17 protein-coding genes, 4 pseudogenes and 2 riboswitches are annotated in these 18,866 nt (G+C 43.4%); of the genes and pseudogenes, 18 read left to right on the forward strand and 3 right to left on the reverse strand.

Annotation, left to right across the window (positions count from 1 at the left end; translation table 11 throughout):
- Positions 1-282 precede the first annotated feature (282 nt).
- From BpJC4_RS05080 to BpJC4_RS05100, 7 genes and pseudogenes are all read left to right on the forward strand, one after another.
- The gene (locus BpJC4_RS05080) at positions 283-744 is read left to right on the forward strand and encodes a GNAT family N-acetyltransferase (RefSeq protein WP_151681458.1); all 462 of its coding nucleotides are present in this window, start codon (positions 283-285) and stop codon (positions 742-744) included.
- 259 nt (positions 745-1,003) lie between these two features.
- Positions 1,004-1,150: a lipid II flippase family protein gene (locus BpJC4_RS17305; RefSeq protein ID WP_503827276.1), complete on the forward strand. Its 147-nt coding sequence runs from the start codon at positions 1,004-1,006 to the stop codon at positions 1,148-1,150.
- Positions 1,104-1,661 carry a lipid II flippase family protein gene (locus BpJC4_RS05085; RefSeq protein ID WP_503827277.1) on the forward strand — a complete coding sequence of 186 codons (558 nt, stop codon included), beginning with the start codon at positions 1,104-1,106 and terminating at the stop codon, positions 1,659-1,661. The genes BpJC4_RS17305 and BpJC4_RS05085 overlap by 47 nt, the downstream gene beginning before the upstream one ends.
- A 1,652-nt stretch (positions 1,662-3,313) precedes the next feature.
- The gene (locus BpJC4_RS16480; protein ID WP_151705959.1) at positions 3,314-3,757 is read left to right on the forward strand and encodes a hypothetical protein; all 444 of its coding nucleotides are present in this window, start codon (positions 3,314-3,316) and stop codon (positions 3,755-3,757) included.
- Positions 3,732-4,208: a hypothetical protein gene (locus BpJC4_RS16485; protein ID WP_253693883.1), complete on the forward strand. Its 477-nt coding sequence runs from the start codon at positions 3,732-3,734 to the stop codon at positions 4,206-4,208. The genes BpJC4_RS16480 and BpJC4_RS16485 overlap by 26 nt, the downstream gene beginning before the upstream one ends.
- Positions 4,209-4,243: 35 nt before the next feature.
- Positions 4,244-5,053, forward strand: a complete 810-nt coding sequence (locus tag BpJC4_RS16490; RefSeq protein WP_253693886.1) for a methyl-accepting chemotaxis protein — start codon at positions 4,244-4,246, stop codon at positions 5,051-5,053.
- Positions 5,054-5,105: 52 nt separating this feature from the next.
- A pseudogene (locus tag BpJC4_RS05100) lies at positions 5,106-5,333 on the forward strand (sodium ABC transporter ATP-binding protein); the annotation flags it as partial.
- 150 nt (positions 5,334-5,483) lie between these two features.
- Here the strand turns inward: BpJC4_RS05100 and BpJC4_RS05105 are convergent.
- On the reverse strand, positions 5,484-5,855 hold the full coding sequence (locus BpJC4_RS05105) for a GntR family transcriptional regulator (RefSeq protein ID WP_253693894.1): 372 nt from the start codon (positions 5,853-5,855) through the stop codon (positions 5,484-5,486).
- A gap of 94 nt (positions 5,856-5,949) precedes the next feature.
- Here BpJC4_RS05105 and BpJC4_RS05110 point away from each other — a divergent pair, with 94 nt between their 5' ends.
- From BpJC4_RS05110 to thiE, 4 genes are all read left to right on the forward strand, one after another.
- Entirely contained in the window at positions 5,950-6,372 is a 423-nt protein-coding gene (locus BpJC4_RS05110) for a GNAT family N-acetyltransferase (protein ID WP_151681459.1), read from the forward strand.
- 334 nt (positions 6,373-6,706) lie between these two features.
- Positions 6,707-6,816: riboswitch (TPP riboswitch) on the forward strand.
- Positions 6,817-7,207: 391 nt separating this feature from the next.
- Positions 7,208-8,029 carry a hydroxyethylthiazole kinase gene (gene thiM, locus BpJC4_RS05120; RefSeq protein WP_151681460.1) on the forward strand — a complete coding sequence of 274 codons (822 nt, stop codon included), beginning with the start codon at positions 7,208-7,210 and terminating at the stop codon, positions 8,027-8,029.
- Complete coding sequence (gene thiD, locus BpJC4_RS05125) at positions 8,026-8,829, forward strand: bifunctional hydroxymethylpyrimidine kinase/phosphomethylpyrimidine kinase (RefSeq protein ID WP_151681461.1); 804 nt, start codon at positions 8,026-8,028, stop codon at positions 8,827-8,829. Before thiM ends, thiD begins: the two co-directional genes overlap by 4 nt.
- Entirely contained in the window at positions 8,826-9,470 is a 645-nt protein-coding gene (thiE, locus tag BpJC4_RS05130) for a thiamine phosphate synthase (RefSeq protein WP_172967492.1), read from the forward strand. Before thiD ends, thiE begins: the two co-directional genes overlap by 4 nt.
- Before the next feature lie 177 nt (positions 9,471-9,647).
- Here thiE and BpJC4_RS05135 read toward each other — a convergent pair whose 3' ends face one another.
- The gene (locus BpJC4_RS05135) at positions 9,648-9,917 is read right to left on the reverse strand and encodes a hypothetical protein (protein ID WP_151681462.1); all 270 of its coding nucleotides are present in this window, start codon (positions 9,915-9,917) and stop codon (positions 9,648-9,650) included.
- Positions 9,918-10,396: 479 nt separating this feature from the next.
- Between BpJC4_RS05135 and BpJC4_RS05140 the strand changes: the two genes are divergently transcribed.
- From BpJC4_RS05140 to BpJC4_RS05150, 3 genes and pseudogenes are all read left to right on the forward strand, one after another.
- Positions 10,397-11,044: an MOSC domain-containing protein gene (locus BpJC4_RS05140; RefSeq protein ID WP_151681463.1), complete on the forward strand. Its 648-nt coding sequence runs from the start codon at positions 10,397-10,399 to the stop codon at positions 11,042-11,044.
- Between the two features lie 20 nt (positions 11,045-11,064).
- Positions 11,065-11,476, forward strand: a pseudogene (locus tag BpJC4_RS05145) (GNAT family N-acetyltransferase).
- 34 nt (positions 11,477-11,510) lie between these two features.
- Positions 11,511-12,157 (forward strand): annotated as a pseudogene (locus BpJC4_RS05150) (alpha/beta hydrolase).
- Between the two features lie 465 nt (positions 12,158-12,622).
- On the opposite strand, the pseudogene BpJC4_RS05155 reads toward BpJC4_RS05150, so the two are convergent.
- Positions 12,623-13,097: pseudogene (locus tag BpJC4_RS05155) on the reverse strand (GNAT family N-acetyltransferase).
- 635 nt (positions 13,098-13,732) lie between these two features.
- Between BpJC4_RS05155 and BpJC4_RS05160 the strand changes: the two are divergent.
- The 4 genes from BpJC4_RS05160 to BpJC4_RS05175 all read left to right on the forward strand — a co-directional run bounded on the left by BpJC4_RS05160 (position 13,733) and on the right by BpJC4_RS05175 (position 18,778).
- Complete coding sequence (locus BpJC4_RS05160; RefSeq protein ID WP_151681464.1) at positions 13,733-14,098, forward strand: nuclear transport factor 2 family protein; 366 nt, start codon at positions 13,733-13,735, stop codon at positions 14,096-14,098.
- Between the two features lie 124 nt (positions 14,099-14,222).
- Positions 14,223-14,323: riboswitch (SAM riboswitch) on the forward strand.
- 199 nt (positions 14,324-14,522) lie between these two features.
- Entirely contained in the window at positions 14,523-16,334 is a 1,812-nt protein-coding gene (locus BpJC4_RS05165; RefSeq protein ID WP_172967419.1) for an assimilatory sulfite reductase (NADPH) flavoprotein subunit, read from the forward strand.
- A 17-nt stretch (positions 16,335-16,351) separates the two neighbouring features.
- On the forward strand, positions 16,352-18,061 hold the full coding sequence (cysI, locus tag BpJC4_RS05170; protein WP_151681466.1) for an assimilatory sulfite reductase (NADPH) hemoprotein subunit: 1,710 nt from the start codon (positions 16,352-16,354) through the stop codon (positions 18,059-18,061).
- Positions 18,062-18,178: 117 nt separating this feature from the next.
- Entirely contained in the window at positions 18,179-18,778 is a 600-nt protein-coding gene (locus BpJC4_RS05175; protein WP_151681467.1) for a hypothetical protein, read from the forward strand.
- The last annotated feature ends 88 nt before the right edge of the window (positions 18,779-18,866 follow it).

An 18,866-nucleotide genomic window follows, 5' to 3' on the forward strand; every position in this document is an offset into this window, starting at 1 on the left:
AAAAGGAAATGTCACAATAGGCCTTGGGGAAATGCAGAAGTTGTTTGAAAATCATCCGATTAAAGTTTCCGAATCCGGCCAGAAACCCGTTTTGGAGTTGAGGTTGTTCTGAAAATTGAAAATGTGCAAGATCTCAATAGAAAAGGATTATTCCATCGAGACTGAGTTGGCTGAAAGACCATAGTGCGTAGAAGATTTATGATTATTTGACCCGGATGGATATTATATACGGATTACTTCGATAGCAAAAGGCTCTTAAAAATTTGAAAGAGTGGATAGAAAGTGGAGTTCATTCCGATTAACGTAAACCAGCATCTTCAATTTATCCTCTCATTCCGGAGTGATTCATTTATAGTTAGCTTCGGAACGGATGAAGATTTTGATGAAAAAGAGTATCTCGAATGGCTGCAAAAGCAGTCAGCAAAATTTCCAGAAGGTTTTATGCTTGTAGCAGAAAATGCCGTTCCAATTGGGCAGCTGGAACTGACAGTGAAAGAATATGAAGGGAAGCCAATCGGCTATGTCAATCTTTATTACCTTGTCCCGGAGAAACGCGGATTGGGACTGGGTGCCCTTTTGCATGCGTACGCAATGAATTTTTTTAAAAAGAGAAAAGTAAATGAGTATCATCTGAGAGTTTCGCCGACAAACAAACAAGCGGTTGCATTTTATCAGAAAATGGGCATGAAACAGTTGAAACCTGAAATGGATGGAAAAGTCATCAGGATGGCGGGGAAGGTTTAAACCTTCAAGGCCATTTTTTGAACTGATTTTTGAATAATCTCTTATCTTCATCATTTTTCCTCAGAAATTTTTTAAAAAAGAATTTTTGCTTACGATTGGGTAGAACAACTTGGCGTCAAAATCATTTGTGGTAAAATAAAGAAAATATTTTCAAATGTTGAATTGCTGGAGGAAATATGAATATACAAATAATGATTGTTTTTATCCTGAATTTTATCATTTCATTAGTCGGAACACTGGAATACTCAGGATGGTAGGGGTGAGAACCGGCAAAATCGCAGTTTCTTTTGCTGTTTTTAATATTTTGGCGCTGGTGTCGAGAATCGCAGTAACGTTCCAAGTCCCGATTTTAACGAAATATGTGGATCACCACACTTGGGGAAAGCAACTTATTACATATCTTTAATCTTATTATCATTATATCGGGAATCGCAACGGTTGCAGGCGCTTTTTTGATTCCAACATTTCAAAGGATTTTTTACCGGGGCGTTTTATATTTTTCTGTTGATCGCTCGATTCCAAAACTGATCATGCACAGTTTTTCAAAAGCCGGCCTTTATTTTATGAAGGACTGTATGGCCGTTCCTGTAAAAGAAAATATCTTAAACCTTAGTTACAGGAAATTGCCGGTCAAAATTATTCTGTATAATTTTGTCACAGTCGCTTTGTTGATGATCGGTTCATTGGCGCCGATTTATGCCGGCAGCCTTGAACCCGATTTAAGGGCGACATGTGTCACGCTATCTTCCATCGTCAATGGTTTTGCAACGATTTTGATGTCCATTTTTATTGATCCGCAGTTGTCTACCATGACGGACGATGTGATTGACGGCAAATGCACTGAAGAAGACTTCCGGAAAGTCGTTGTTGCAATGGTGGGAAGCAAAACCCTGGGACTTTCGCTTCACTGTTATTGATCGTTCCTTCTTTGTATGCCATTGTGTTTGTAGCTAAAATGATATAATCATCCAATCTGTCGCAACTTTCGATGATGACGGTAGTGGGGTTTCCTGGAATATCATTTTATTTACCACTTATGAATCTTTTCATATGTAGAACCGTATGATGAGCGGGGTGGGATGTTATTGAAAAATATCAGCAAATACCTGCTTCTATACAAACTAACAAAAAATAGAACAATGCAGTAGTCTTTTAAGAAAGAGCTGATTAAAGCATACGAAAAGAAACAAAAAAAGATAAGTAAGAGAATGACGTCGACAGAACTGGGCTTTTAGTCTGGGTAAGGGGGTTATTATGTTAAAAAAAGGTTGTTGATCCTTTCAGCGGCTTTAGCGGCTGCTGATGGGTATATTTTGTATTTATGGCTTATGGATTGGAAAAGTCTAGAAACCAAAACAGGCGTGTTGGGTTGGGGCGCTGCGATTCTGATTGGCTTTATTTTATACGTTTTTTACCGGAAATTAGATTTGAATGATAGAAGTATATTAATTGGCTGGGGTCAACAATCATGGTAGCCGGTTTAGCGATTCTAAGCTTCTTGATTGTGTATACTGTCCGTTCGATGCCATAAATAATGGACATTATTATGGAAATAAAATTTGCCAAGCCGCCTGATGCGCCGATTATACATGAAATCATGATCGAAAGCAGCTCTCATGGAATATCCAAATGAAGTACCGCCATCAAGCGCTTTGAAAGAAACGGCTCAATCCGTTTTATCCGCACAAAGGGAGAAGCCCTTAATCGTGTATGTGGATCCATAAAACCGGTAGGAATGGTCCGTTTTCTAGCGGATAAGGAAAAGCTTTATTTTTCATGCTTTCCGTGATTCTTGAGATGCAGGGAAACGGAATTGCCAAATAATTATTAAAAGCACTTGAAAATGATGCCGTTGAAAAAAGAGGTTCCAAAGCTGCATTGTAAAGTGTATATGGCATCCTTAAAAATAGGCATCTATACAGTTCTCTAAGGTACAAAATATGCTGTGAAGAAATGATCCATTAAAAAACGGCATGAAAATCAAAGTTGCAACGATACAGAAAATGTTAGAATGGTAAAAGGTTTGATCAACTTTACCGTTCCACTTTACTTCAAGAAATGTATCTCATATTCCTTTGGCGTTGGTGCGTCAATATTTTTATCATCACTGAATTTTAGCCTGCCGTTTTTTCCAATCTGAATACTCCCCATGCCCCGCGGATAATGGGGGTGGCAGCATAAATTCTAAATCCTTTACTTCATCTGTACTTTTTCCTTGTAGTTTGGGGGTTCTACTTCAAGATGAGCGTTTAAGTACTTGCTTTTTCCTGAAAAACCAATTATTTTCTCCTTACGCTGTCAGGCTGCTAAAAAAGCGAGATAAAAAATATTAGGATGTTGTTCTATCATCCATAAGCATGTATCCTTCCCCATCTTTGCATATCGATATTTATTATGCAATTCCTGCTTTTTGTAATTTTTGTTCCTCTGTACTGAATACTTTTAGAAAAACCTCTACAACAAATTTTGATAAATTGATAGAGTAATCGATAAAATCATAGCATAATATACTCACATAAAATGTCATATTTTATCACATAAAAAGTTGAGGCTTGTTGGAGGTTGTCGAATGTTTGGATGGTTAGGTTGGAAAACGGGATGGCCGCTTTGGCGTGCGTATCGGCGGAATCAGTATTTAAAAGAAGATGTAGAAGAAATTTTCGAAGGCATCGCCGAAACGAGAAAGCAGCTTTTGTTCCACTGGACGGAAGAAAATTGGTCATTATTGGAAAAGATGGAGCAGCAGTTAAGCAGTACGGAAGAAAAGAATGATGAGAATCTTGAACGCTTATTTTCATCATACTTAAAGCGCGGACAGGATTTTTCGGAACTGTTCTTGCTGGATATGAACGGTCGGTTGTTACATATTCAACTTATCGTCAGCATATCGGCACTTCCTATGCAGGGAGATCCCCTTGCCAGCCTGGACTGGAAGAACCAAAAAGGGAAAGAATTGCCTATATGGTCCATTTGCAGATCCACTGACTTTGAAAATTGGGCCAAGCACATCTAAATTTCACGATGAAATAACGCTGCTTTTCATTTTGCCGCTCATGGAAAACGGAAAATGGAAAGGGGCTTTATGCGGCAGGGTGCCGAACGATGTGCTTGGGGACCTGATCCAGAGGGAATCCGGTCATGTATATCCCGATTCAGGGGACAATTATATTTTTATGGCCAAATCGAATTTGAATCCTGATATTGTACCGGGGACGGCCTTATCGAGCAGCCGTTTTGAAGATTTAACGTTTACTCACGGTGATAATTTGAAAGATGGAGTTAGGACTCCTTACGGTACTGTAAAAATGAAAAATCACACGGAACTGGAATTGATTTTTACCGATCCTGCCACGGGTGAACTACACCCTGGTGTGATGAATACAATTCGGAATGGAAGCAACCTTTTTGTAACGTTTCCCGGTTACCCGGATTACCGGCATATCTGGTCATCGGAAAAGGCGTGACATTCCAGCTGCCGCATTGCCCGGATGTTTGGGGTATGATGTGTGAAGGGGATTTGGAAGAAGTATATCGGATGCACGGCGTGAACTGGCGATACAATTTTCTATATCGGCAGCTTACAATCGGGTTTATTATACTAAATGAGGTTTATTACATAACATTATTCGGCCTGCTCCCCCGCTTGGCCGGTGTTATTGGGCTCATTTTATTCAATACTGTGTACAGTTTGCTTGCCGGCCGTTTCCTCAACTGGAAATTATTCCAGCCGCTTGAAAATCACCTTCATATGATCAACCGATTTATCCGGATGAATGCCAAAGGGGAAGGAGACTTAACGAAACGGTTACAAGCAGATCAATTTCCTAATGATGAAACAAAGTCTCTCGCGATCTGGATTAACAATATGATCGATTCTTTGGAAGGCATTATGGTGCGGGTGAAGCGGGCTGCAGCGGATGTCCAGGAAAGCCAGCGCCAATTGAACGAGTCGACCCGTTCGACAGAGGCTTCCGCGGAACGGGTGAGCAGTAAAATGGCCGTCATGCTGAAAGGCACCCGCCAGCAATTGAGTGATTTGGATGTGGCTAAAGATGCTTCCCGGCAAATGAGTGAAACGCTGCGGAAACTCGAGAAAGCAGCATCCAAGCAGCTTGCGGTGGCCCAGGATGAAGTATCACGTATCGGAAATAAAATGGATCATATCCAATCAACTGTGAAAGAAACAAATGGGACAATTTACTCTTTTATCGGAACAACGGAAAAAATTAAACAGTTGTTGCAGGTCATTGACGAAATTTCCACGAAAACAAATCTGTTGTCTTTGAACGCTTCCATTGAAGCAGCGTGAGCAGGGGAGGGGCTTTGCCGTCGTGGCCAATGAAATCCGCCAGCTTACCGAATTGACAAAACAGTCAGCTCTTGTAAAAGGAGATAACCACCTGATTGACGAACAGACCCGAAAACAATTTCTGCATCTGCGGCAAACCGGAGACGGATTTGAAGGCATCACAAATCAAAAGAAAGAAGTACTGGAACGGATGCCTGGCGTACTGATGGAAAGGCCTACAATTGAGGACATCATGCTTGCATATATTGGGGGTGGGAAGAATGTTGCTGCCGCTCGTTAAAAAAGATTTTCTCCTTGTTAAAAAATATTTGTTGTTTCTGCTCATCTTTACAGCTGTTGCGCCGGTTTACCTTTCATCCCAATTACCGGAAGGCAGCGGTGAACTTGCATTTTTTGTAACGGTTCTTTACTTGGAGTATATTTTATTCAACTATGTATCGGAATTGAAGTCAATTTTGATTTGTTCATTTTCTTGGCCGGCTTTTTCATGTAACTGTTGATGGAAAAGCACGGTTTCCGGGAGGAGATCATTTTTGAAATCCGCAACAAATATCCCTTTTCGCGGCCTGCTTTCTGCATAGCTTTCCGCCGTCAATTGTTCGTAGGCCGATTGAATCGTATTGATGCTTAACCCGAGATATTCAGCCAGTTTCCGTTTGGACGGTAATTTTTCACCCGGGCGGATGTTGCCGGATAAAATTTCCTGCTTGATAAAATCAACAAGCTGCATATACAGCGGGATATTGCTTTCTTTGTTTAGAAACGGCGTTAATTCAATTATTTTTCTGCCTCCAATCTGCATTACTGGATCCTATCAAAAATTCGAATCTGGACCTTTTGATTATACCAGATTGTGATTAAATGAGTGTGAGCCAGTATGAAAGGAGATGTTGAAAATGGAAATAAAGGAATTGACAAACCGGGAGGAATGGAAATCAGCTTTTCCGGTGATGAAACAGCTGCGCGTGCATTTGGATGAGGAGCACTATCTTCAATTGGTCGAAGAAGCAGCCCGATCGGCAAATTATAAAATGTTTGCTGTATATGAAGGCGGAAAAATCGTTGCGGTAACAGGTTTTATGCCGATGATGACCCTTTACAACGGACGGTTTATCTGGGTGTGCGACCTGGTTACGGATGCAGCATGCCGGTCAAAAGGTTACGGGGCCAGGCTGATTGGATATGTAGAACAGTGGGCCAAAGAAAAGGGGTATGGCATTGTTTCCCTCTCATCCGGCCTGCAGAGAAAAGACGCACACCGGTTTTATGAAAAAATGGATTACGATAAAGTAAGCTATGTGTTTTTGAAAAGATTGTAAGACTTTACTTTGAATTTCAATATTATTTCAGATTGTGATTTTCAAATGATTCCAGATGTATCATATTCAATACACGGCTTGATATGGAGTGATGGGCATGGTATGCTAGTTAGCATTGTTTTCTTCTCGCCCCATTGCCATCAAGCTAAGCCCACAGAAGCTCCATGTCAAGCCACTAAAGGCATAATGATTCGTAATATAGAGTGCATATGTTAATTTTTCGCGAAAAATCCGGAATAATTCGAAAAAATTTACTGTTTTTTGCCGAATAATGTGCCCGTGTACACTTTACAAGGGAAAATAAAAAGCATATAATTGGTAAAAAGTAAATATTTCAGACTACTAGGGGTGCCCAAATGGCGGGCTGAGAGAAAAACATTTGTTTTTCAACCCTTTGGACCTGATCCGGATCATACCGGCGTAGGAAAGTAGGATTTTGAATGAACAATACTTTTTGCTGATCAAGTCAGGTCTTTACGGGCCTGGCTTTTTTGCATTGGAAAGGATGGGATAAATGAAACTGGAAGAACAAGTGGTGCTTGTAACAAGCGGAAGCAGGGGATTGGGAAGGGCAATTGTAAAAGCTTTTGCAAGAGAGGGGGGCGAAAGTTGTCATTTACTATTTTGAAAGTGAGCAAAAAGGAAAAGATTTACAGGAACATTTAGGAGAAAATACTTAAATAAATAGAAGCAACAACGCTGCTATAAAAAAATCACGGAATCGGAAAGATGATGCAGAAGCAATGCTATTTTTGCATTTCCATGGGCAAGAGCCGTGACCGGGCAAAAACTTGTCGTCGCCGGTGGACTCGTAATGGATTAGGAGGAGATCAAAATGGAAAAAACAAAACCGATTGAACTGCTTGAAAAAATCAGGGCGGTAAATCCGCTCATCCATAATATCACCAACATTGTCGTTGCCAATTTTACGGCAAACGGGCTTTTGGCCCTCGGGGCTTCGCCTGTGATGGCAGATGCCGTGGAAGAAACGGCCGAAATGGCGAAAGCAGCAAATGCGGTTGTACTGAACATCGGCACTTTAAATGAAAGAATAGTCGATGCGATGATTTTAGCGGGAAAATCCGCAAACGAAAACGATGTTCCGGTTGTGCTCGATCCCGTTGCTGCAGGGGCAACGCATTTCCGGACGGAAACTGCACAGAAACTTTTGCAGGAAATAAATTTTACCGCCATCAGGGGCAATGCGTCGGAAATCGCAAATCTGATCGGAATGAAGTCGAAGATTAAGGGAGTGGATGCAGGAGAAACCAACTTGGATGCCGGCGAACTGGCGCTAAGAGCTGCGAAAGAACTCAACACAACGGTAGTGGTGAGCGGGAAAACGGATGCGGTGTCAAACGGGTCTGATGTCTATCTCGTACATAACGGCCATCCAATATTAACAAAAGTGACTGGAACCGGGTGCCTCTTGTCTGCCGTTTGCGGCGCGTTTTTGGCTGTGGAAAAAGATCCGGTTACAGCTGCCGTATCGGCACTTGTTATGTACGGTACAGCTGCCGAAATCGCACGGGAAAAAGCAAGAGCGGATTTGCCGGGAAGTTTTCAAATCGAATTTTTAAACCAGCTTGCAACGCTTAGTGCCGAGGATTTGGAAGCGTATGGTTCGTTTGAAAAGAAAGCAGGGATTATTCAATGAAAAAAGCGTTGACGATTGCCGGTTCCGACTGTGGCGGCGGTGCAGGCATTCAGGCGGACTTAAAAACGTTTCAGGAACTGGAAGTGTATGGCATGTCGGTGATTACCGCCGTAACCGCCCAAAATACGCTCGGTGTCCAGGGCGTTTTTCCATTAGGGACGGAAGCGGTGGTCCGTCAAATCGATTCGATTGCGGAAGATATGGGGACGGACGCATTAAAAACAGGAATGCTGTTTGATTCTGCCATTATTGAGGCTATTGCGGAGAAAATCAAGGAATATCATTGGGAAAAAACCGTTGTCGATCCGGTGATGATTGCCAAAGGCGGGGAAACGCTGCTGCAGCAGGAAGCGATACACGCTTTAAAAAATAAGCTGCTCCCCCTTGCATTCATTGTGACACCGAATATTCCCGAAGCAGAAGAGCTTTCAGGAATTAAGATCCATCATTTCCCGGATATGAAAGAAGCAGCCCGGATCATTTCAGATTCCGGGGTCCGGTATGTCATGATTAAAGGCGGCCACCACGAAAATTCCCCGGTATCCCGCGATTTGCTTTTTGATGGGCGGAACTTTTACGAGTACACCGCCAAAAGATTCGTAACGAAAAATACACATGGAACCGGCTGCACGTTCTCATCCGCCATTACGGCAGAGCTGGCAAAAGGCGCGGACGTTTTCGATGCAGTAGCAACAGCGAAAGATTTTATTACGGCTGCGATTGAAGACGGCATCCAAATCGGAAACGGGCACGGGCCGACAAACCACTGGGCGTACAGGAAAAGGAGCATGGTAAAATGATAGAGGAGAAAGATTTGCGCGCTGCATTGAAATTGTATTTCATTATGGGCAGCCCGAACTGCCAGTCCCGCCCGCAGCAGGTGTTGGAAGATGCTATCAATGGCGGTGTTACTTTATTTCAGTTCCGGGAAAAAGGAAAAGGTGCGCTTAAAGGAGATGAAAAGAAAGCACTTGGAGAGGAATTGCAATGGATATGCAAAAACCATGGCATTCCTTTTATCGTAAATGATGATATTGATTTGGCTTTGGAACTGGATACGGACGGCGTGCATATCGGGCAGGAAGATGAGCCGTTGGAATCGGTTCGCGAAAAAATCGGGAATAAAATCATCGGTGTTTCAGCTCATACTGTCGAAGAAGCAAGGCAAGCAGTAAACGGCGGGGCGGATTATCTCGGGGTAGGCCCGATTTTCCCGACGAAATCGAAAGAAGATGCAAAAGCGGCGCAAGGAACATCTGTGATCACTGATATGCGGAAAAACGGTATCCGGCTGCCAATCGTCGGGATCGGCGGAATTGGCCGCGGCAATGCAAAAAGCGTCATAGAAGCCGGCGCTGATGGCATCTCGGTGATTTCTGCAATTGCGGGTGCTGGAGATGCAGCAATTGCTGCGGCAGCCTTGAAAAAAGAGTTAACTTGATGATCTAAATGTTCCATATGTAAACCGGCTGACCGAGATCGGAATCTCCAATGGTTGTTGTTTCTTTTTTCATAGAAATAACGGGAGGGGTTTCTTCAAATCCATCTACAAGTATGGTTCAAACCCCTTCTTTTTCATTTGTGTGAATAATGCTTCAACCAGTTCCTGCCAGGTACTTTAGCGCCGGGATTCTTTTAAAATATAGATGGCTATTAAATAACCGGAGCTTTCTTGTTTATTTGCTTTCGTTTTACCGCCGCCGGTAAAACTGATCATTTTCCCTTTTTGATTTTCAGTCATAAATACAGTTTGGTGGGAATCGGCCAGCACTTGATTCCAAAGTGTTATTTTTTCCTCGTATGTCAGGGTGTCCAGGCAGGCATCAGGCACGATCCCTTTGTAAGTCGTTTTCCACGCATCCACATGCACTTTCGCAATCCCTTCCACCTTTTGGTGCAGCTTTTCTAAATTTCATATCATCCTCCGGTTCATCGTATCTTAATTAAATTTTAGCATTATAAATTCACAAAAAAGTAAAATTTGACAGGGGATGGTGATGTTCAATCATAACATTGATGGTCAACTATACGTAGAATTTCTGCAGCAACATCATAAGGAAGCGTTATTTAATCTGATTGACAGACAGGTGAAATGCGACTGGCATTCAGGGACTGCATGATTTCGCACCAAGACAAGAACAGCGGAACATCCAGTTAAAAGAAGTATTGGAAACATTACCATTTGATATCGAAAACCATGTGGAAGATAAAAATGAATATATGAGGGCGGTTGATGAAAAAGTGAAATATTCGTGTTTAAATTAAGGGATCCCGTTCCATTTTCATATTCTTTTTTCAATTGTTTATCAAACCGGATTTCCGTTATGGTAAAATTTAGACAAACAGTTTAAAAAGGAGCGATGATGAATGGCAAAGGGCGTTGTCGTTTCGGTAAATGTTGGCAAACCGCAGCCACTGCCGTATAAAAAGAAAGTTGTGCAGAGCGGGATTTTTAAAGCACCGCAGGACGGCCCGGTTTTTTTAGCAAAAATCAATTTTGAGGGCGACGAGCAGGCGGATATCGTCCATCACGGAGGCGAAGACAAGGCGGTCTGTGTCTATATTGCTGACCATTTTCCTGTATGGGAAAAAAAGTTCAACCGCACGTTTGAACCCGGGGCGTTCGGCGAAAATATTACACTTTCCGGGCTGACGGAAGCGGATATACATATCGGGGATGTTTTTCAAATGGGGGAAGCGGTTGTACAAGTGTCCCAGCCGCGTGAACCGTGCTATAAAATTGCGGCAAGATACGAATTGGATCGTTTTCCGGCTGATATCATAGAAACCGGCTATACCGGCTTTTACATGCGCGTCTTGAAAGAAGGCTTTGTCCAAAAAAATGATCGGTTCATTTTGCTGGAAAAAGGGGAAAAGCAGCTTTCCATTTTGTATCTCAATCAAATCAGATATCATGATAAGACGAATTATGCTGCGATGGCGGAAATTTTAAGCGTAGAAGCGCTGGCCGAAGCTTGGCGGAAGCCGTTTCGGAAATTATTGTATCAACAATAAGTGGAGAGGAAAACGATCTGTTGGACATTAAAATTCTTGATGATTTTTCACAGGCAAATTTGGATGAAATGGTAGAAATCTATCAATCTGTCGGCTGGAATAATCATACGAAAGCGATCATTACACAGGTTTTTCAAGCAATGTGACTGCATTGGCGTCGGAGCAGGATTGTCGGTTTTGGCCGGGCACTGTCAGACTGCGTTTTTAATGCTGCCATTTACGATGTCGTCGTACACCGCGATTTTCAAGGCCGCGGCGTCGCAAGGTACATCATGGAATATTTGCTTCGTGAACTGCGCGGTGTTTCCTGCGTCCATTTGATCTCCACCATCGGGAAATGAAGCATTTTACCGAAAATTTGGCTTTAAAAAAATTAAAACCGGTATGGCGCATTATCTTCGTGAAAGCTTGGCGGACGAGTATTTGGAATAACCTTACATGAAAGGGGAGAAAGCACATCCAAATTATGGCCGAAAATAAAGTTTTACACACGGGTCATCCAATCCGCTATACGCATGCCAAAACAGATTCTGATCGGATTTGCTTCATGTTCTCCGGCGACGGGTATACATACGAAAAACCGCTCCTTTACTATGCTACGATGGTGATGTTGGAAAACCGTATCGATGTTGTCCAGATCCATTACGCGTATGAAGCCGATCTGCTGAAAAAGCCGCTTGAGGACGTTACGGAAACGCTTATGGCTGACATTGATACGGTGATCGAAGAAGTGCTCCAAAACGGGGAATATCAAGATAGTGTTTTTCTCGGAAAGTCGCTCGGGACGATTTCCATCGCGAATGCACTGATGAAAAGGCAGGGTTTTTCCGGTTCGAAAATTTTGCTTACACCGCTGTTAAATATTGTACCGGTTTTTGAATCGCTTTTGAAAAGCGGACATGCCGGCCTGCTCGTGATCGGGGATCAGGACCTGCATTTTGATATTGACAAAATTGAACAGCTGCGCCAAACCCGTTTTCAAATCGAAGTGATCCCGAACGGCAACCATTCTTTGGAAATCGGCGAATTTGATACGCCAGCGTCCATTTCTGCTTGGCCAATATAATGGAAAAAATAAAAGAAGCAGTGCATGAAGCATGCATTGCTTCTTGAAGGCGGCTAAATGTACTTTTCTAAAATGATTTTGGCTCTTTCGTCCAAATTGTAGGCAGTTGTTTAAGCGAAAAATATTTTAGGTGTAAGCTCTCGCCGTCTTCCATGGCCAATTCGCCTGTGGCCCCTTCAGCGATCTAAACGCCGATGACATTGTTATTTCATCTCTGTTTGGATACCGGAAATATAATTCTTTTCCGGGCAACAGATCAACAAACCGAAAAGATGCTTTCGCGCAGGCCGGTTTCCTCATACAATGCGCGGGCTTTCCGTTTCTTCAAAACTTTCACCTATTTCCATCGCACCCGCCCGGAAACTCCATTCTTTTGTATCGGAGCGGAACTGGAATAACATCTCGCGCTTTTCGTTCATGACAATGACGGTTGAGCCGGCGAAAATAATTGGTATGCTTACAATAAATTTTCTGGATTCTTTTACATATTCAGCCGTGATTGCCCACTCTTTCTAAAGTTTTTTTACCAACAGTATTTCATCCCGGATCGGTATTCTGTTGTCTGCAATAAGCGGGATCCCCGGCTTTCTTTTTCTTGCCTCTTCACCGGCATTTATAAACAATTGGCCAACCTGTAACCCTTTTTTTGGTAAAACTTCAGCGCATGCAAATTATCATTCGTTGTGATCAGTTTGATTTGCGAACATGATTTTTCTTTTTCCGCTTTTTCAACTTCCTTCAGGAGGGCGGATCCGACTCCTTTGTCTTCCACGATACTGTCCAGTGAGATCATCTCGCATTCGTTTTCTCTTATTATATAAGTAACTAAACCAATCATCTTGTTATCTTCGCTGACTGCGGCAAAACCATCCAGTTTGTCACATTTATATATGCCGCTTGAAATCACCATTTCCGAGCATCCCAATGTTTGGTAAAAAATGCACTTACAACAGCTTCCGGCATATCGCTTTTTGGAATGACATTCATTTTCCCACCCCATTATTTTTATAGCTTTAAGTTATTTTGATATTCCATTTCCCAACCGCTTTGCGGCAGGGGCTTTATCGGCAGCATGGTGCCCAGGAGCGCGATAACTGCACATCCAATAAAAATATAGCATATGGAATCTTACCTGTTGATGATCGCGAAATTTACGAGACTCCTGCGGGATAAGCGAGCAAGAAGAGCCCCCTCGTGCTAAGGTACGAGCGAGGAGGCTAGCGATGCGTGTGGAAAGCGGAAAGTGCGTGAATTTCTCGATCATCAACATTCTTCGATAAAAAAGGACCCCTAAGTCTGTTTACCGATTTTTGGGCCAGCCACGTTAGAGGAAAATTTTCCCGAAGAAATGGTTTTAAGAAGCTTTGTCAGGACCGTTCGAGCAAAATAAAACTCCTGAAACAGTCCTTAGAAGCTTTATAAAGACCATTTGAGTAACATTTCTGCTTAAAAGGGGCTTTTGGGCCGGCACCGGTAATGATGGCGGGAAGGCCGCGCCCGTTCCCGTGGGGTATAAACATCTTCCCATTAAATATTACCGAACTCTCAACAAAATTAAAAATGCCAACTGTATTTTTGCACATTATTTGGTACAATTATTAAAAAATGCGAGATGAATAAACATGGTTAATCAACTTTCATTAAAAGAACACTTAGAGCAGCTAGAAGAAAAATTATTACAGCCGGAAGTCCGGGGATCACGGGAAGAACTAAAAAAATTGCTTGCCGACAATTTTTTCGAGATCGGCAGTTCCGGAAAAATTTTATACAAAAACGAGGAAATCGGGGAAGAGGGAATCGGAAAGGTGGAAATGGTTTTGAGTGATTTTGAAATCCATCCCTTGTCCGAAGAAATTGTACTTGTGACTTACCATATTTTTAATAAAGAAAACGGGCAGCATTCCCTGCGCAGCTCGATATGGAAGCATACAGAAGGCAAGTGGAAGATGCGTTTCCACCAAGGAACGAAGACGGGTGATTCAAACTGACCATCCGAACCGCGGAACACAACATTTATAAGACAATTTCCAAATATGTTTTCGAAAAATAATTGACTATTGGGCAAATTAACTATATAATAGTTTTCAATGATTTCTAAATAATTTTTATTACTTCTTATCAAGAGAGGTGGAGGGAAGGGCCCTTTGAAACCTCGGCAACAGGTTGAAAAACACTGTGCCAATTCCTGCAGACATTTGTCTGAAAGATAAGAATAGTTGAATCGCGTGGATCGCAACTCTTCTTATCTTTCGGTAAGAAGGGTTTTTTAGTGGGATAGGCACAAAAACAAGGAGGTAGCTGTTACTGCAAATCCAAGTAAACATCCCTGTCTATTTGGATTAAGAATCGATAGATAACACAAACATACATATAAGGCATTGCGATAAAACAAGTTTGTGTGAGGTGGAAATCTTGCCATTAAGCGTACAAAACAGCCCATTTAGTAAAGAACAGGCAGAACAATTGAACCGATTGCTGGAAACCTTATCGGATCAGCAAAAATTGTGGTTGAGCGGTTATTTAACTTATCCGCTCGCTGAACAAGCGGCGAATGATACAGGTTCCGTTGCAGTTGCGGAAAAAACAGTGCAGCTTGCTACGAAAGAAGTTACGGTTCTTTACGGTTCAGAGACCGGAAATGCCCAGTCCCTTGCCGAAGAATTTTCCGCTAAGTTGAAAGAAAAACAGTTCAAAGTATCTTTTTCACCGTTGGATGCTGTAAAACCGAGAGATTTAAAGAATGCCAAACACCTGTTGATCATCACAAGCACTCAGGGAGAAGGGGATCCGCCGGACAACGCCTTATCTTTTTATGAATTGATCCACAGCAGAAAAGCCCCGAAACTGGATGGAGTCAAGTTTTCTGTATTGGCACTCGGGGACCAGTCTTATGAATTTTTCTGCAAAACCGGAAAAGATATCGACAAAAAATTGGAAGAGTTGGGCGGAGAACGGTTTTATCCGCGTGTTGATTGCGATGTCGATTATGAGGAATCGGCAGCGGAGTGGTTTGAAGGCGTTACAGGCGTGCTGGAGGCGTCCGAAAGCCTGTATCCAGCAGGCGGAGAGACTGCAGGGGCAGCTCCAAAAGCGCAGGAAACCGCTTTTTCAAAATCCAATCCATTCCATGCGGAAGTACTTGAAAATATCAATTTAAACTGGGAAGGTTCGAATAAAGAGACACATCATCTTGAATTGTCGCTTGAAGGATCAAACTTCACGTTTGAACCTGGGGACAGCATAGGGATCTATCCGGAAAATGAACCGGAACTGGTTGACCGGCTGATCCAAAAGCTGAACTGGAACCCTGAGGAACCGGTCACGATCAATAAAAAAGGCGATGTCCTGCCGATAAGGGAAGCTTTGCTTTACCACTATGAAATTACGAGATTAACAAAACCACTGCTCCAGCAGGCGGGAACGCTTTTCGAAAACAGCGCTTTGGCGACATTGCTCGAAAAGGAAGATGAGGCAAAAGCTTATCTTAACGGCCGTGATCTGGTCGATTTGGTGGAAGATTTCCCGCCGCAAAAAGTGAAACCGGAAGTTTTTGTGAAAATCCTCCGGAAAATGCCGCCGCGGCTTTATTCGATCGCAAGCAGTTATAAAGCGAATCCGGACGAAGTGCATCTTGTGATTGCCTTAGACCGGTTTGAGGCAAACGGAAGGCTGCGTTCGGGCGTCTGCTCCGGGCAAATTGCCGGCCGGGTTAAGCCGGGCGACCGCCTGCCGGTTTACGTCCACCGGAATCCGAATTTCAAACTCCCGGCTGACCAGGATGCGCCAATTATCATGATCGGGCCGGGCACCGGTGTCGCGCCGTTCCGTTCATTCTTGGAGGAAAGGGAAGCGGAAGGCATTACCGGAAGAACATGGCTGTTTTTCGGCGACCAGCATTTTTCGACCGACTTTCTTTATCAGCTCGATTGGCAAAACTGGATGAAAAACGGTGTGCTCGAGCGGATGGACGTTGCTTTTTCCCGCGACCAGGAGGAAAAAGTATATGTCCAGCACCGGATGTTTGAAAAGAGCAAAGATTTTTATGCGTGGCTGGAAGACGGTGCCTATGTTTATGTCTGCGGCGATGAGAAGCATATGGCTCGCGATGTCCATGAAGCTTTGATCGAAATTCTTGAAAAAGAAGGAAATATGACGAGGGAAGAAGCAGAAGGTTATTTAAAAGACATGCGCCAGCAAAAACGTTACCAGCGTGATGTTTATTAACAGAAAGGAGCAGAATAATGTCTGGTAAAAAACTTGATCCGCTTGAAACAATAAAAGAAAACAGCCGATTTTTAAGGGGAACAATTGCGGAGGGACTTAAAGACACTTTAACCGGCGCCATTTCGGATGACGACAATAAATTGCTGAAATTCCACGGCAGCTACCAGCAGGATGACCGCGATGTCCGCAATGAACGGCGCAAAAAGAAACTCGAGCCTGCTTACCAGTTTATGGTGCGGGTACGCATCCCGGGCGGCGTTGCGACACCGGAACAGTGGCTCGTAATGGATGAACTGGCCCATAAATACGGGAATGGAACGTTGAGAATGACTACGCGGCAGACTTTCCAAATGCACGGCATATTAAAAAAGAATTTGAAACAGGCGATCCGGGAAATGAACGAGGCGCTGATGACAACTTTGGCCGCCTGTGGGGATGTCAACCGCAATGTGATGTGCAATCCGAATCCATACCAGTCGGATGTGCATGCAGAAGTGTACGAGTGGGCGAAAAAAACGAGCGACCACTTGCTGCCGAGGACTTCCGCTTATCATGAAATTTGGCTGGAAGATGAAAAAATCATCGACACCAAAGAAAAGAACGATTCCGAACCGCTTTACGGCCCGACGTACCTGCCTCGAAAATTTAAGATCGGTTTTGCAGTGCCGCCTTCCAATGACGTTGATATTTTTTCACAGGATTTAGGGTTTATTGCCATCTTAAATGACGGTAAGCTGGAAGGGTTTAATGTCGCAGTCGGCGGCGGGATGGGGATGACCCACGGGGATCCGAAGACTTATCCGCAGCTTGCGCGTATCATCGGTTTCTGCGCGCCGAACCAGGTCATTGAAGTGGCGGAAAAAGTTGTATCCATCCAGCGCGATTACGGCAACCGCGCAAACCGGAAAAATGCGCGCTTCAAATATACCATTGATGCGCGGGGCCTCGACTGGATCAAAAATGAGTTGAATGAAAGGCTCGGTTGGGATCTCGGCGAAGCTCGCCCGTTCCATTTTGACCATAACGGAGACCGTTACGGCTGGATTAAAGGCGACGGGAAATGGCATCTTACGTTATTTGTCCAAAGCGGAAGGATCAAAGATTTCGACGGTTATCCGCTGATGACGGGACTGCGTGAAATTGCAAAAATCCATCAAGGTGAATTCAGGCTTACGCCGAACCAGAATGTCATCATTTCAAATGTGACAGATGAAATGAAAGGAAAAATAGATGAGCTGGTAGAAAAATACCATTTAACGGACGGCAAGCATTATTCCGCCCTCAGGAGAAATTCGATGTCCTGTGTGGCATTCCCGACTTGTGGCCTGGCCATGGCGGAATCCGAACGATACTTGCCGACACTGCTCGGAAAAATTGAGGAAATCTTGGATGATGCAGGATTGCGCGAAGAAGAAATCGTGATCCGGATGTCCGGATGCCCGAACGGTTGCTCACGTCCGGCACTAGCGGAGATTGCTTTTATCGGGAAAGCCCCGGGAAAATACAATTTGTATTTAGGCGGCAGTTTCACCGGAGACCGGCTCGCATGCCTGTACAGGGAAAACATTGGGGAAGAAGAAATCCTGGCTTCCCTCCGCCCGATCCTGCTGCAATACGCGAAAGAAAGGCAGGAAGGCGAGCATTTCGGCGATTTCGTCATCCGCGCCGGCTATGTCGAAGCCATCCATGACGGCCGCGATTTTCATAAAGCAACAGCATTGAACTGATAAGCATTTTCAAATACTGCGCTGAAGGCTTATGTCCTTGGCGCATTTTTTCGCTTTACAACTCTTATAAAAATGGGACATACTGAGTGGTAGAAGAATAATAAAGGATGAAGGCTCATGCTAAAGACAAACCTGAAAAAATATATCACAAATCATAAGGATTCTATAATTATATTATGTAAACAAGAGTTCGACTACATTGATCGCCATGCCGGTTTTTTCGGTGATATAATGCAGAAGGTGAAGTTTATTGAAAAAGAAAGCACAGCCCGTTTTTTCGATGCCTACATAGAACGGTGCAACAAAGAAACAGATGAAACGATCGCAGTTGAAACCCCGCAGTTTTTAAACGAGCCGGTTGTTTATTTAAAAAAGCATAGGAAAGAGTATCTTTATGTCGAATCTGACTGGTTTGACATTATTGGGATAGACGGCATTTCGCTCGAGCTGGATGATGTGTTCGGCCATTACAATTGCATGCTCGGGCTGAAGATGCAGAAAAAATACGGCGAGGCGATTCAATCGGCATTATCGGAACTGCTTGTGGGGGAAATAGCTGGTGAATTGATGTTTGAAGGAAATGAAGGCATCTGGGATGTGAATTTTGGCCTGAATGATGTGCCGGGTTACGATGAAGAGATGACTTTGATGGATGCCTTTGTAAAAATTTACGAAGTTTTATTTGCGTTAAATGAAAAACTCGAAAAATCGTCTTGACCCTCTCGCTGCGTCACCCTTTATAGTGGTGATCGAAAGGGGCATTAATGATGAGAATTAAATAAGCGGCAAATCTTGCCGGCGTCAG

This window comes from Weizmannia acidilactici (assembly GCF_008974185.1).
Taxonomy (GTDB): Bacteria; Bacillota; Bacilli; order Bacillales; family Bacillaceae_C; genus Weizmannia; species Weizmannia acidilactici.

What these genes read in the sequence shown, in the direction of transcription:
- BpJC4_RS05085 (WP_503827277.1), top strand. Translation starts at nt 1,104, where the DNA reads ATGTGGATCACCACACTTGGGGAAAGCAACTTATTACATATCTTTAAT.
- BpJC4_RS16480 (WP_151705959.1), top strand. Translation starts at nt 3,314, where the DNA reads ATGTTTGGATGGTTAGGTTGGAAAACGGGATGGCCGCTTTGGCGTGCG.
- BpJC4_RS16490 (WP_253693886.1), top strand. Translation starts at nt 4,244, where the DNA reads ATGATGTGTGAAGGGGATTTGGAAGAAGTATATCGGATGCACGGCGTG.
- BpJC4_RS05105 (WP_253693894.1), bottom strand. Translation starts at nt 5,855, where the DNA reads ATGCAGATTGGAGGCAGAAAAATAATTGAATTAACGCCGTTTCTAAAC.
- BpJC4_RS05110 (WP_151681459.1), top strand. Translation starts at nt 5,950, where the DNA reads ATGGAAATAAAGGAATTGACAAACCGGGAGGAATGGAAATCAGCTTTT.
- thiM (WP_151681460.1), top strand. Translation starts at nt 7,208, where the DNA reads ATGGAAAAAACAAAACCGATTGAACTGCTTGAAAAAATCAGGGCGGTA.
- thiD (WP_151681461.1), top strand. Translation starts at nt 8,026, where the DNA reads ATGAAAAAAGCGTTGACGATTGCCGGTTCCGACTGTGGCGGCGGTGCA.
- thiE (WP_172967492.1), top strand. Translation starts at nt 8,826, where the DNA reads ATGATAGAGGAGAAAGATTTGCGCGCTGCATTGAAATTGTATTTCATT.
- BpJC4_RS05140 (WP_151681463.1), top strand. Translation starts at nt 10,397, where the DNA reads ATGGCAAAGGGCGTTGTCGTTTCGGTAAATGTTGGCAAACCGCAGCCA.
- BpJC4_RS05160 (WP_151681464.1), top strand. Translation starts at nt 13,733, where the DNA reads ATGGTTAATCAACTTTCATTAAAAGAACACTTAGAGCAGCTAGAAGAA.
- cysI (WP_151681466.1), top strand. Translation starts at nt 16,352, where the DNA reads ATGTCTGGTAAAAAACTTGATCCGCTTGAAACAATAAAAGAAAACAGC.
- BpJC4_RS05175 (WP_151681467.1), top strand. Translation starts at nt 18,179, where the DNA reads ATGCTAAAGACAAACCTGAAAAAATATATCACAAATCATAAGGATTCT.